The sequence below is a fragment of the Paucilactobacillus suebicus DSM 5007 = KCTC 3549 genome (assembly GCF_001434475.1).
GTDB classification, from domain to species: Bacteria; Bacillota; Bacilli; order Lactobacillales; family Lactobacillaceae; genus Paucilactobacillus; species Paucilactobacillus suebicus.
Genome location: NZ_AZGF01000005.1, coordinates 34307 through 47964, shown reverse-complemented (window position 1 = coordinate 47964; position 13658 = coordinate 34307). Strand labels below are relative to the sequence as shown.

The following is a 13658-nucleotide window of genomic DNA, read 5'->3' as shown; positions in this document are numbered from 1 at the left end:
GTACTTGTCATTGACTTAAAGTTCACTTTAAGTAGTATGATTACTAAAATGATATTAAGTAATGGACAATATGGTGAAAAAATGAATTTTAAAGAGTTAATTAAACATTCAAATCAAGCAACCATTGTTTTTAATTCAAGAATAGGTGTTGAAAGAGAAAGCCAAAGAATTTCGCAAGATGGACGACTTGCACAAACAGATCATCCTAAGTCATTAGGTAGCAGACTATATCATCCGTACGTTCAAACTGATTTTGCGGAGTCACAAATGGAGATGATCACACCGGTTTGCGGAAGTATTGACGAACTATTCGACTGGCTTGCTGCCATCCATAAGGTTGTGTTGCAATCTTTACCAGATGATGAGTTGTTGTGGCCACTTAGCATGCCACCTGCATTACCACAGCTAGATGGCGATATTCCACTGGCAAAATTGGACAAGTTTGAAGATGTTTTATACCGTCGATACCTTTCACAGGTATACGGTAGAAAGAAACAAATGGTTAGTGGTATTCACTTTAACTATGAATTGCCTGACTCTCTAATGCAGTCAGTATTTAACCAGCAAAACGAGTTCAGCGATTTTAATTTATTTAAGACTAATATTTATATGAAAATATCACGTAATTACATGCATTATCGGTTCATGATTACTTATTTATTTGGTGCATCACCATATGCATTTGCAAATTATTTTAGCCAATCAGATCAAGTTCCAAGAGAGCCCATCAGAAGTATTAGAAACAGTCGGTTAGGTTATGTGAATAAAGAAGACATTAGCGTATCTTTCCAAAGTCTAGATAATTATTTATCAGACTTACACAAATTAGTTCATGAGGGAAAACTCATTGAAGAAAAAGAATTTTATTCAGCAGTACGATTAAGAGCTGGAAACCAAGTATCCGATTTAGACGATCATGGCATTGATTATTTGGAACTTCGTAACATTGATGTTAACCCGTTTGATGAATACGGAGTGAATAAACGTGAAATTAAGTTTTTAGAGTTATTCATGCTGTTCATGTTGTGGACTGATGAAACACCTGATTATAATCTCGAAATGAGAGAGGGCAATGTTTTCAATGAAACCGTGGCCAAAGAAAATCCTAATGAACAAACAAAATTATTCGTGCAAGCGATGCATTTAATTACAGATATTAGGACAATGACTAATGAATTAAACATTGATGGTGCTACTGATGTTGTTGACTGGGCAGAATCCCTTATCAAGAATCCTGCACTGACATTAGCGTCTAAAATGGTTGATACTTCTGCCACTGATAAACTTCAGTTTGCTATCAGAACAGCACAGTCTAATAAAGTTGATACATTATCTGTTCCTTATCAACTGAATGGGTTCGAAAACATGGAATTATCGACACAGCAATTAATATTTGATGCAATTCAAAAGGGAGTAACCGTTTCAATAATTGATAAGAATGATCAATTAATAGGTCTTGAGTTTAACGGTAATAAACGGTATGTTAAGAATGGCAATATGACTGATTTGGATTCGTACGTTGTTCCTCTAATCATGAAAAATAAGTTGGCCACCAAAAAGATTTTGAGTAATGCTGGTTTTAATGTTCCAGCAGGCGTCGAATTGATGAATTTGAGTGATGCAAAGAGCTATGCTAGTCAAATTAGTAGTGCAATAGTTGTCAAACCCAAAAGTATGAATTACAGGCTTGGCGTTTCTGTATTTCACCATCAGCCCACCAAGGATGAATTTTTGGCTGCAGTATCACGTGCTCTAAAGGCCGGTGATTCTGTACTGGTGGAAGAATTAATCGAGGGTACTGAGTTTCGTTTCTTTGTGATTAATCATGAAGTTAAAGCAGTGCTAAAAAGGATGCCAGCAAATGTTACTGGGGACGGTTCCCATACCATTGCTGAACTTGTGCAAAGAAAAAATGCAAGTTTAATGCGTGGCGTAGTTGATCGAGCACCGTTAACAAAAATCAATATGGGAACATTAGAACGAAAGATTCTGGCTAGCCAAAATCTTTCGTGGTCAAGTATTTTAAATGTTGGTCAAACGGTATATCTACGTGAGAATTCTAATATCAGTACAGGTGGAGATTCTATTGATTGTACTGATGAAATGGCGGACTATTATAAACAGTATGCGTTGAATGCAGTCGAAACTTTAGGTGCGGTTGTATGTGGTATTGATTTAGTTATCCCAGACATTAATGATACCCAACGAGCTACCATTATAGAGGCAAACTTTAACCCTGCGATGCACATGCATATGTATCCTTACCAGGGGAAGAGCCACAGACTAACCTTGGATGTTTTAAAAATGCTGTTTCCAACACTCAAGGTTTAATACTTTTAGAAGGCGGATGATAATGTGCTTAAAGAAAGCAGCACCACAAAAACATGGCGATTACTGTTATGCATCATTGGCATTGTGATCATTGGCTTATTAATCCGTGAGTTGCTGATTTATTTTAATAACGATATTGATTTATTTATTAAATTTAATAAGCACTATCAGCATCTGTTTTGGAATGATATTAGAGCCCATCAGGGCCAACCGGCTACCCTAGTGTTAGTGATGAGCCTTTTGGTTGCTATGGCAGCCGTGCCTGGATTTCCAGTATCAGCAATTTGTATTCTGATTGGAGCAATTTATGGTAGAGAGATGGGCTTTGGTATTAACCTGGTAGGAATTGTGCTTGGCAATTTAGTCACCTACACTATTTTGGGTAAGTTGGGCCTTTCAAAGTTTATCCAGCATCATGATGGCCGGGTAATTAGAAATATATCCAAAATGAAGTATCCTGCAGTTGGACTAGCAATTGGATATGCAGTGCCCATTATTCCAACCATCTTCGTCAATTTTGCAGCAGCTAAGTTAAAATTAAGACTGAGAAATGTAATTTTATCAATGATTACTGGATCATTACCCGCTGCTGCTTTATACGCAACTGGTGGGGACTTCTTAAATAGGGGTAATTTTAAAATTGGTTTAATTACAATTTTTTGTATCTGTATATTATTTATATTTATTAAACAGCTGATGAAGTATGAGAAGAGTGAAACTCGTTCCAGAGGACATGAAGGAACGGAATAAAAAACGTTTTCAATTAAAATATGATTAGAGTTTATGAATGGTATCGTTATCATTATTATTATCACTTGCATAAGCAGTGTAATGGGCGTAGCCTACGGACTGGTTGAAGGGCGGTGTTAATTTATGATTACGATGTTAATTATCGGATTCATTATTGCGCGTATTCGTCATCATAGATTGACGAATACGCGGAATTGGTTTCATAAAAGAATTAGTTAAAAAAGTGACTTAATTTAATTAAGTTAAGGTCGAATACAATAATCCCGATGCACGAAAATATGTATTTATCGTTTGATTGTGTAGCTATGATATTAATAAATAATTAGCTGATGAATCTTAGGCTAAAAGTGTTGGTGTGGCTCATAAAGTGTGTATTTATCAAGTGATTAATCAAGGATAATTATTTTATTTTAGTATTTTTACTTTTATTTTGTTAGCATTGTTAAACAAAAAAGCTAATATTTTTTTGAATTAATAATGCACTTAAAATAATTACAAATAGAACGTAATCGGTTGAAAGAATTGCGATAGTGCATTATCCTACATTATATTGTAACTGATATTTTTACTATTAATTATTGATTATTTGTTATAAGATATAATTGATATTAAAAATGATTAAGTGGATCGTATAATAATATGTGTTTAGAAGGGGAGTATTAGGATGACCAAGGCAATTGATCTATCTGGTCAGCGATTTGGTAGATTAGTCGCAATAAAACCACAAGGTAAAAGTACTAACGGGAACCTTCGTTGGTTGTGCCGGTGTGATTGTGGCAACTACACTGAAGTTGACGGTGTACAACTCAGGAGAGGTGATAGTCGTAGCTGTGGCTGTCTTCGTCGTGAGGTAATGAAGAAGCAGTATCAAAATAATCCGGCAATGGATGTTTATCGTGGCAAGTCAGATAGTTTTTATAATAAAGACGGAGTATCATACGCATCGATTAAACGCTCAAAAAGAAATCATTCCGGCGTGATCGGAGTTTCGTTTGATGAAAAGACTGATCATTGGTTAGCGAGATTGATGTTCCATGGTCATTATGTTCTTCTTAAAAGTTTTGATACTTTTGAAGAAGCAGTTGAGGCACGACAACACGCGGAAATAAAATACCTTAAAAGGGTTAAAAAAGTTCAAGAGGCATAAAAAAAAGGAGGCGTTAGCCTTCTTTTTTTGTCTCAACGTTACGAATTGCCTGCTTAATTGCTTGTGTGATGAATTCTGACCGGTGTAATCCATGTATCTTTGCAATAGTATCAATTTTCTCAGATAAATCAGCAGGAATTGCAAATGATGTATACGCAGTTTTTTCAGCCATCTATAACACTCCAATCTATCGATTAGTTTGATTATAGCATGTTGAAATCTGAATAGTACGCCTCAGTTAGACGAATTCCTCAGTATTACCAGTTAAATCAAGTAGCACAATGCTACTATCCAAAGTTTCTTCCTCACTTGAAAGGGATAGTGTCTTGTATTTTTCATTGAGATCAAGACGCAAGTTTTCGCCCAAGTATGCTTTTGAGTACGCTTTATACTCAAATTCGCCAATATTAGATTCAAGCTTAGCATCATAGTCGGGAGTTGGTAATTCTTTTGACACAGCAATAATTTGGAACGCTGTATCTAACGAACAAACACCAACCTTTGAAAATGGTCCAACGCCATCATCATAACTTAGTAAAAGCTTTTGGTTAGGATGATTTAAGTGGTTTTCAATATACTTTGCTGCTTCTTTTGATACGGTTAACTTCATTTTGACCATCTCCCAGATTATTTAAACTAGTTGTATATTAGCAGGATATTCAGTTGTGCACAACTGATCTGCTTGTATTCACGGTATTATTATCGTTGCCGAGTATTTTATGCTATTCTAGAGCTGAAAGTTGTTTATTAAATATGGCTCATCGGGGGCGATCAAGATCAAGCAACATGATGAATTATTGCAGGAAAGACGGCAACTTCAAATTAAGTTAGTGTTGTGGATTGTAATGACGATCAGTTTCTATGTTATTCAGTACTTTGTGAGCTGGCAGGTTGTGATGTACGTTGCGTGGCTGTCAGCTGCGTATTGTTTAATATTGTTTTTAATGCTAGTAAGAATTACTTGGCTATTGTCGAAACGCAAATGACTGGTGAGCAAATATGAAAGTACTGATTGTTGATGGCTATTTCCCGCACCCTGATTCAAAGGGTCAATTAACAGGAGATCTTGTTAAAATATTTGGCGAGTTATTCACCAATCGTGGTGATGAAGTTAAATATTCTAACACGAGGGCGTTCAATAAAACTGAAGAAGAAAACAAAATTATTTGGTGTGATATTCTGATCATTCAATTTCCAGTTTACTGGTATCAGGTACCGTCAGGATTAAAACGATATTTTGACGACGTGTTATCTGAGGGCGTTGCATATAAATCAGTTTTGAATTACGGTACTGGACCGTTATTGTCAGGGAAACAATATTTGATATCAACTACATGGGCTGCCCCCGATTCCATATATGAACAAGGACAATTTTTAGATGGTTTTACACTGGATGATATTTTACTGCCGTTAGATTTAACAATGAAATATTGTGGGCTAACCAAAATTGCCGGAGGTCCCATTGGATTCTATGATGTTTTCGACAATACTGATGAAAATCAATATAAACTTAAAATTAAACGAGTTATCGACAAAATAGATCTTTGAAACTGCTACTAGTTTCAAAGATCTATTAATTTGTAGGTACATGTTGGAAAGAAATATGAATTTGTATTATGATATAGACGAAATATGATTGGAAGCCCTTACTTTTATCGGTTATTGGAGGTCAGTTATGGAAATTAATCAGGCATTTTTAAACAAATTGAGTTTAAAAGAGAAAGCGTCAATCGTTTCAGGACACAATTTTTGGTTCACGTACGATGATTCAGCGAATGGTATAAAAAAAATTATGATGACGGATGGACCATCTGGACTGAGAAAACAGGCAGATAGCGGGGACGCACTAGGCATTAACGACAGTGTTAAAGCAGTGAGCTTTCCAGTATCTGCACTGACTGCTAGTTCGTTTGATAGACCGATGATGCACCAACTAGGAGTGGAACTAGGAATCGCTGCAAGGGCAGAAAACGTTAGCATTTTACTAGGTCCTGGTGTGAATATTAAGCGAACGCCACTAGCTGGCAGAAACTTTGAGTATTTTTCTGAAGATCCTACACTTGCTGGAGAACTTGGAACGGCGTATGTGCAAGGCGTGGAATCTCAGGGTGTTGGTGTAAGTGTTAAACACTTTGCTGCCAATAATCGCGAAAATCAAAGATTTACATCTTCATCAGATATTGATGAAAGGTCTTTACGAGAAATTTATTTATTAGCTTTTGAAAAAATTGTTAAAAATGCCGATCCAGCGACACTGATGTGTTCATACAACAAAATTAATGGCACTTTAAATTCGCAAAATAAACGGTTACTAACTGATATATTACGAGGCGAATGGGGATTCGATGGCTTTGTTATGTCAGATTGGGGTGCCGTGGCTGATCACACTGCTGCGATTAAGGCAGGCCTTGATTTGGAGATGCCAGGTAAGGGAGAAGAATCAGTTCAAGAAATCATTGACGCAGTAAATGATGGTTCTCTTGACGAACACCAGCTAGATAACTCGGTGCGGAGAATTTTAGCTACCGTTAAACGCTGGGCCAATAAATCTGATGAGACTGTTGATTACGATAAAGATAGGCAGCATCAATTTGCTAGACAGCTAGCAGCTGATAGTATGGTTTTACTTAAAAATCAAAATAATGTTTTGCCGATTAACGAGCAAGAATCAGTTTTAGTGATTGGCCAATTGGCCAAATCACCTCGTTATCAAGGAAGTGGTAGCTCTCATGTTAATGCGTATAAAGTTTCGGTGCCACTTGATGAATTGCAAGGCCGTGCAAATGTTTCGTATGAAGATGGATATCAATTAGAAGATGTTGATCCTAATGAAAAATTAATTGATAAAGCAGTTTCTGCATCTAAATCTGCTGATAAAATTATTATTTTTGCTGGTTTTACGGAAGATGAGGAGTCTGAAGGATATGATAAAGAAACCATTCAGTTGCCAGACAATCAAGTAGCATTAATTCAGGCCATCGGCAAATTAAACAAGCCTTTAATCGTTGTTTTGCAGAATGGTTCGGCGGTCGAAATGCCATGGATTAATGATGCAGATGCAATTTTGGAAACATATCTAGCTGGTGAAGCCGTGGGTGAGGCCACTGCTGACATTTTGTTGGGGGATATTAATCCTTCGGGTAAACTAGCCGAAACATTTCCAATTCAATTAAGTGACAACCCAACTTTCAATACCTTTAACAAGGATCGTGATCATGAGATTTATCATGAGGGAATCTTCGTGGGGTACCGATATTACGATGCAAATCAAAGAAAAGTTCAGTTTCCGTTTGGGTACGGCCTAAGCTACACTAATTTCGAGTATCAAAATCTAACAACGGAAGTGAATGGTACTCATGTGACGGCTAAGTTTAATGTTATAAATACTGGTGATCGGGATGGCAAAGAGATTGCTGAGGTCTACGTTGCTAATCAAACCAGTGAAATTGAAAAAGCTCCACGAGAATTACGAGACTTTGCAAAGGTCAGCCTCCAGGCCGGTGAAACAAAGTCGGTTTCTGTTGAACTTAATGAACGCTCGTTTAGTTGGTATAACGCTGATCTTGGTAAATGGCAAATTGATAAAGGACAGTATGATATCGAAATTGGTGCGTCATCGCGTGATCTTAGATTGCGTGAAAGTGTTGAAATTAAACCAGTTGTTAACCGTACAAAAAGAGTTACAGAGAGTACCTATGTTAGTGACTTAAAGGATCGACCGGAATTAGATAAAGCACTGAGTGAATCCGGACTTGGTGATATATTAACTGCTGTTGAAAATCAGAGTGACAGTGCTCGGCTACTTGAAAACATGCCGTTGCGTGCAGGTGTGATGATCGGGATGGACAGAAACAAAATCAAAGAGTTTATTAAGCTAGCAAACGAAAATCTGTAGTCATAGAATTTGTTGTAAAAAAAGTGAAGGGCAGGGAAACAAACTCCTACCTTTCACTATTTTTTCTTGGTCACAAATTTAATGTTTTTTATTTAACTATTCACCACCACTAAGAAAATGGTCAAGAGCAGCATTGGCGTCATCACGGTTGTTGTTTTGTGAAGTACTCAATGGAATTCCGGTTGGACCACTTAAAATCATTAAAATATCAAAGAATGGTTTCTTGATGCCTAATTCATCTAGGTCATCGATTGAAATATTGTATCTGATTGATCCCTCATCGTCGTGCTCAACTTTTTGAACCCACTGAGGTTCACGAAGACTTTGACGACCAAGTCCGACCATTTCAAACCCGGCATCGGTTGCCTTAGCTGCATCGGCAGGAGTTTGAACATCACCAACGACGATCAGTGGGACCTTACCATCGAGATGTTTCTTGATGGTCTCATTAAGTGATTCAGAAATGGTATTATCGTTCAACGATTTGCGCCATACGTCACCCATTGAAACGTGAAGATAATCAATTGGCTGATCTTTTAAAACATCGACAAATTGAAGTGTTTGGTCAAATGTAATCCCTGGTTTTTCGATTTCTTCGGGTGAAATTCGATATCCTAAAATAAACGGTTGTTTAGCGTATTTCTCGACAATTTCACGACATTCCTTAATGACAGCAAGCGGGAAGTTCATTCTGTTTTCTACAGAGCCACCCCATTTATCGTCACGTCGGTTTGAGTGTGGTGAGAAGAATTGTTGAATTAGGTAAGTGTTTGCTCCGTGAATTTCAGCACCATCAAATCCGGCCTCAATAGCACGACGCACTGCCTGACCAAAGTCCTTAATGGTTTGTTCAATTTCAGCATCGGTTAATGGCCTTGGCTCTTCTGATCCAGCTCGAACAGCCTTAACGGCACTAGCACTAACAGGTTGATTTCCTCGTAGAATGGCGGTACTGGACATTCTTCCGGCACTAAAAATTTGAACAACAGCCTTAGTACCATTTTTTTTAATTGCTGAAGATAACTTTGTCAATCCAGGAATGAATTTGTCATCGTCAATACTTAGCTCACCTTCAAATCCCTTACCAAGTTCATTGACGTATGCAACGGCGGTGATAAACATTCCAGCTCCACCAGAATGTTTACGGTAATACTCAATTTCATCCTCGGTGACGGTGCCGTCATGAAACGACATGCATTCTGTCATTGGTGGAATTACCACCCGGTTTTTGATAGTTACGCCAGCATGTTCAAAGGTATACGGTTCCAAAAATGAATACTTAGTCAATCTAATCACTCCTTTTTTATATTTGTGAATAGTTTAACACGTAACCGCTTACATGTTAATTGAAAGCTAGTGTAATCTCTATGAGATTAAGCTATGTTAATGATATAATAAGGATGGTCAAAAAGCGGGGGGATTTCGATGAACTTAAAGAGTATCGCACAAAAAACCGGATTTTCGGAATCAACAGTGTCACGTGCGTTGAACAATGATCCTAGAATTAGTCAAAAAACGACTCGAATAATTCAAGAAATGGCCGAAAAAATGAATTATCAAAAAGATTTTGCGGCGATGAATTTAAATAATCAAGAATCAAATATTCTAGGCATTGTCTTTCCACCAGATAATTTTACTAACAGCAATAATCCGTTTTATATTGAGATTATTAAGCAGGCAGCATATGTTGCTGCAAAACATAATTATATGATTTCAGTTATCTTAGCGGCTAATGCCGATGATTTGGCCGAAAAAATTGATATGATGATTTCACAGGGTAAAGTACGAAAATACGTCATGCTTTATAATCTTCAAAATGATCCAATTATCAATAAGCTAAAGCGGTCTAAAGTCAATTTCGTGGTGGTGGGGGATCCAAAAGACGTTGATGTCGTTTTTGTTGATAATGATAATGTTGCAGTTGGTAAGGCTGTTGCTAATAAGGTTATGGATCAAGATCGTAATGCCAGACCACTATATATTAAATCCGTACAAAATTGGCAATTCGAAATTGATCGACAAGCAGGACTTTTAGATGTGTTTGAAAGTTATGGAACGGCGCTGTCGACTACAGAATTTGATGATCAATCTCGATCAACGAAGGATTTGATTAATCAGTACGACACAATCATTGTCTCCAGTGATGATTTATTGATTAAATTGTACGGTTTGCTGGATATTAAAATGAAAACAAGACTTATCAGTTTCAACAACTCGGTATATATTAAGCCGATCAGCGATAAGATAATATCTGTTGATCTTCATCCTCATGAAATGTGGAGTAAAGCAGCAGAATTACTATTTGAGCCTGATTTTTCTGATGTGAAGAAGGCTAACTACGTAGGATATACAATTTAATACGTAGTTAGTTTTTTTAAAAAACTTAATGCAACCGGTTGCACAAATTGTAAGCGTTTACTATAATAAGAGTTGTTCAAAGTTATAAAATTATGTCAAAGGACGTGAGTGTGATGGATAAAAAGGGACTGCCGACCCTACCCGCAAGTAAAATTTGGCTGATGAACTTCGGGTTTCTCGGTGTACAAGTGGCGTTTACTTTGCAAAGCTCTCAAATGAGTCGTATTTTTCAAACAATTGGTGCGGATCCAAACAATTTAGGATGGTTCTTTATTTTACCTCCGTTGGCTGGTTTGCTGGTTCAACCGATTGTTGGCTATTATTCAGATCGTACATGGGCACCAAAGCTTGGCGGCCGTCGATTACCTTATTTGTTAATCGGGTCGTTAGTGGCAGTGATTGTCATGTTACTATTGCCCAATTCTGGTAGTTTAGGTTTCGGCTATGCTTCATTTGCTGCATTGTTATTCGGTGCAATTACTGTCGCTTTTCTAGATGTATCATCAAACATGGCGATGCAGCCATTTAAGATGATGGTCGGAGACATGGTTAACGAAAAACAAAAAGATTACGCATATGGTATTCAAAGTTTCTTATCTAATGCTGGTTCTGTGATTGCTGCTATTTTTCCATTTGTGTTAACCGCGATTGGTGTATCGAACATTGCTTCAAAGGGTGTTGTTCCTAATTCAGTTGTTTGGTCATTTTATATTGGCGCTGCATTATTGATTTTTACCAGCTTATTTAGTGTTATTCGTGTAAAGGAATACGATCCAGCAACCTACGCTTTATATCACGGTATTAACGAAGAAGATAATAAGTCAGGCGGTAACTGGTTCACGCTTCTTAAGAATGCCCCAAAAACATTCTGGAAAGTTTCACTTGTTCAATTCTTCTGTTGGATGGCTTTCCAATACTTGTGGACATACTCTGCAGGTGCAATTGCACAAAACGTTTGGCATACAACTAATGCATCGTCAGCAGGCTATCAAGCCGCTGGTAACTGGTATGGTATTTTGGCTGCAATTCAGGCTTTGGCAGCCGTAGCATGGTCATACCTATTAGCTAAATTACCACCTAGATTTGCTAAGATTGCTTATTCATGCAGTTTGTTCTTAGGTGCCATTGGATTTATTTCCATTTTCTTTATTCATTCTGAGTATCCACTGGTTGTCTCATATGTATTAGTTGGATTTGCTTGGGCTGCAACCAACACATATCCACTGGCAATGGTTACAAACTCACTATCAGGTGTTCACATGGGGACTTACCTTGGTCTGTTTAACGGATCAATTTGCTTACCTCAAATCGTTGCATCCGTTGCATCATTTGCTTTATATCCATTATTTGGCTCATCACAAGTTAACATGTTTGTACTGGCAGCCGTAATTTTGGTACTCGGTGCATTATCAGTTGGCTTTATTAATAATAAGAAGGGAGAAACGGTTAATGGCTAGTACTAGATGGTGGAAAGACGAGGTTGTTTACCAAGTTTATCCTCGGTCTTTTCAAGACACAAATGACGACGGCATTGGTGATTTAAACGGAATCACACAACGCTTAGATTATATTAAGGCATTAGGAGTTACTACCATCTGGATTTCTCCAGTTTACAAATCTCCAATGGTTGATATGGGGTATGATATTGCAGATTACCAGTCAATCGATCCACAATTTGGTACGATGGATGACTTTGATCATCTACTTGCTGAAGCAAAAAAACGTGGATTAAAAGTTATTATGGATTTGGTAGTTAATCATTCTTCGGATCAGCATGACTGGTTCCAACAGGCACTGGCAGATCCAAATAGTAAGTATCGAGATTACTACATTTTTAAGCACACAGACGATGGAAAAGTTCCTAACAACTGGCGGTCAATCTTTGGTGGTTCTACCTGGACTGAGGTTCCCAGTGAACCTGGCACGTATTACTTCCACACATTTGCCCCTCAACAACCGGATCTGAACTGGGAAAATCCAGAATTACGTGAAGAAATTTATTCAATGATTAATTGGTGGTTGGATAAAGGAATTTCTGGATTTAGAATTGATGCAATTACTCATTTGAAGAAAGACCTTGATTGGGCCAGCATTGAGCCGGATGGTGAAGATGGATTAGCAAACGTGGTTAAGAAGGGGCAAAATCGTCCTGGGTTAGATAAATTCTTGATTGAACTCAAGCAAAAGACGTTTGACAAGTATGATGCGATGACAGTTGGTGAGGCTTATGGCGTTCCTACTGCAGATATGCCAAAATTTATTGGACCTGATGGCTATTTCTCAATGATTTTTGACTTTTCATATTTTAATATTGAAGTCAATAACGTTGATGAATGGTATCGTGGTCGATCAAATTGGCATGTTAAAGATTTAAAGAAACTGTTGTTTGATAGTCAATCGGCGATTAAATCAGCCGATGGATGGACTGCCAATGTTATCGAAAACCATGATCAATCTCGTGCTTTGTCGAAATTTATCAAGGATCCCAAGTATCAAACACCAGTTGCTGCCAAGGCTCTCGCCACGATGTACTATTTCTTACGCGGAATTCCATTTATTTATCAAGGTCAAGAATTGGGTGCAAAAAACTTTAAACGTAGTGACATTAGCGAGTTTAATGATATCTCATCCATCAATAACTATCAGACCGGCATTAAAATTGGTATGAAAAAGGATGATGTCCTTGATTTGATTAATTTTAAATCTAGGGATAATGCTCGAGTACCAATGCAATGGGACGGATCGAAATTCGGTGGCTTTTCTGACAACGAACCATGGTTGGAAATGGGCAATGATCGTGATGGAATTAATGTCGCAGACGAGTCCAATGATTCGGAGTCAGTTCTGAAATTCTATCAACATCTGAATATGTTACGTAAGGATCCAATGTATCGTGATGTCATTGTGGAGGGTTCTTTGGAACAAGTTGAAACACCTGATGATGTTGTTGGTTATCGTCGTGCAATTAACAAACAATCTTTACTAGTGTTTGTTAATCTTGGTGAAGAAACCGAAGAAATTAACTTTACTGGCAACTATGAGTTCGTCCTTTCAAATGCGAGAACGTATACTGAAATGAAACCGGGTCAGGTTAATCTAAAGCCTTATGAGGCTGTGGTATTGTTTGAAAACAATAGATAATCGATTTCAAACAAGGTGGAACAAATATCTATTTTA

12 protein-coding genes are annotated in these 13658 nt (G+C 37.5%); 9 read left to right on the top strand and 3 right to left on the bottom strand.

Annotated elements, in window-relative coordinates:
• Positions 1-48: 48 nt before the first annotated feature.
• The 3 genes from gshAB (at position 49) to FD16_RS03285 (ending at position 4228) form a co-directional block, all read left to right on the top strand.
• Entirely contained in the window at positions 49-2331 is a 2283-nt protein-coding gene (gene gshAB / locus FD16_RS03295; protein ID WP_010621954.1) for a bifunctional glutamate--cysteine ligase GshA/glutathione synthetase GshB, read from the top strand.
• Between the two features lie 24 nt (positions 2332-2355).
• A complete protein-coding gene (locus tag FD16_RS03290) occupies positions 2356-3081 on the top strand; it encodes a TVP38/TMEM64 family protein (protein WP_010621955.1) in 726 nt (241 codons plus the stop codon).
• 664 nt (positions 3082-3745) lie between these two features.
• Positions 3746-4228, top strand: a complete 483-nt coding sequence (locus FD16_RS03285) for an AP2 domain-containing protein (protein WP_010621956.1) — start codon at positions 3746-3748, stop codon at positions 4226-4228.
• A 13-nt stretch (positions 4229-4241) separates the two neighbouring features.
• Here the strand turns inward: FD16_RS03285 and FD16_RS12710 are convergent, their stop codons facing one another.
• Positions 4242-4400 (bottom strand): ribbon-helix-helix domain-containing protein, encoded by a 159-nt coding sequence (locus FD16_RS12710; RefSeq protein WP_010621957.1) that lies wholly within the window; start codon positions 4398-4400, stop codon positions 4242-4244.
• 66 nt (positions 4401-4466) lie between these two features.
• A complete protein-coding gene (locus FD16_RS03280) occupies positions 4467-4838 on the bottom strand; it encodes an iron-sulfur cluster biosynthesis family protein (RefSeq protein WP_010621958.1) in 372 nt (123 codons plus the stop codon).
• 130 nt (positions 4839-4968) lie between these two features.
• Between FD16_RS03280 and FD16_RS03275 the strand changes: the two genes are divergently transcribed.
• From FD16_RS03275 to FD16_RS03265, 3 genes are all read left to right on the top strand, one after another.
• Positions 4969-5214 (top strand): hypothetical protein, encoded by a 246-nt coding sequence (locus FD16_RS03275; protein ID WP_010621959.1) that lies wholly within the window; start codon positions 4969-4971, stop codon positions 5212-5214.
• Positions 5215-5227: 13 nt separating this feature from the next.
• Positions 5228-5776, top strand: coding sequence for an NAD(P)H-dependent oxidoreductase (locus FD16_RS03270; protein ID WP_010621960.1), 549 nt, complete (start codon positions 5228-5230; stop codon positions 5774-5776).
• Positions 5777-5903: 127 nt separating this feature from the next.
• The gene (locus tag FD16_RS03265; RefSeq protein ID WP_010621961.1) at positions 5904-8123 is read left to right on the top strand and encodes a glycoside hydrolase family 3 C-terminal domain-containing protein; all 2220 of its coding nucleotides are present in this window, start codon (positions 5904-5906) and stop codon (positions 8121-8123) included.
• A gap of 96 nt (positions 8124-8219) precedes the next feature.
• Here FD16_RS03265 and FD16_RS03260 read toward each other — a convergent pair whose 3' ends face one another.
• Positions 8220-9410, bottom strand: a complete 1191-nt coding sequence (locus FD16_RS03260; protein WP_010621962.1) for an NADH-dependent flavin oxidoreductase — start codon at positions 9408-9410, stop codon at positions 8220-8222.
• Between the two features lie 138 nt (positions 9411-9548).
• Here FD16_RS03260 and FD16_RS03255 point away from each other — a divergent pair, with 138 nt between their 5' ends.
• The 3 genes from FD16_RS03255 (at position 9549) to FD16_RS03245 (ending at position 13622) form a co-directional block, all read left to right on the top strand.
• Positions 9549-10481 (top strand): LacI family DNA-binding transcriptional regulator, encoded by a 933-nt coding sequence (locus FD16_RS03255; protein WP_010621963.1) that lies wholly within the window; start codon positions 9549-9551, stop codon positions 10479-10481.
• A 113-nt stretch (positions 10482-10594) separates the two neighbouring features.
• Positions 10595-11938, top strand: coding sequence for an SLC45 family MFS transporter (locus FD16_RS03250; protein ID WP_010621964.1), 1344 nt, complete (start codon positions 10595-10597; stop codon positions 11936-11938).
• Positions 11931-13622, top strand: coding sequence for an alpha-glucosidase (locus FD16_RS03245; RefSeq protein WP_010621965.1), 1692 nt, complete (start codon positions 11931-11933; stop codon positions 13620-13622). Before FD16_RS03250 ends, FD16_RS03245 begins: the two co-directional genes overlap by 8 nt.
• The last annotated feature ends 36 nt before the right edge of the window (positions 13623-13658 follow it).

What these genes read in the sequence shown, in the direction of transcription:
- FD16_RS12710 (WP_010621957.1), bottom strand. Translation starts at nt 4,400, where the DNA reads ATGGCTGAAAAAACTGCGTATACATCATTTGCAATTCCTGCTGATTTA.
- FD16_RS03245 (WP_010621965.1), top strand. Translation starts at nt 11,931, where the DNA reads ATGGCTAGTACTAGATGGTGGAAAGACGAGGTTGTTTACCAAGTTTAT.
- FD16_RS03255 (WP_010621963.1), top strand. Translation starts at nt 9,549, where the DNA reads ATGAACTTAAAGAGTATCGCACAAAAAACCGGATTTTCGGAATCAACA.
- FD16_RS03285 (WP_010621956.1), top strand. Translation starts at nt 3,746, where the DNA reads ATGACCAAGGCAATTGATCTATCTGGTCAGCGATTTGGTAGATTAGTC.
- FD16_RS03270 (WP_010621960.1), top strand. Translation starts at nt 5,228, where the DNA reads ATGAAAGTACTGATTGTTGATGGCTATTTCCCGCACCCTGATTCAAAG.
- gshAB (WP_010621954.1), top strand. Translation starts at nt 49, where the DNA reads ATGATATTAAGTAATGGACAATATGGTGAAAAAATGAATTTTAAAGAG.
- FD16_RS03250 (WP_010621964.1), top strand. Translation starts at nt 10,595, where the DNA reads ATGGATAAAAAGGGACTGCCGACCCTACCCGCAAGTAAAATTTGGCTG.
- FD16_RS03265 (WP_010621961.1), top strand. Translation starts at nt 5,904, where the DNA reads ATGGAAATTAATCAGGCATTTTTAAACAAATTGAGTTTAAAAGAGAAA.
- FD16_RS03280 (WP_010621958.1), bottom strand. Translation starts at nt 4,838, where the DNA reads ATGAAGTTAACCGTATCAAAAGAAGCAGCAAAGTATATTGAAAACCAC.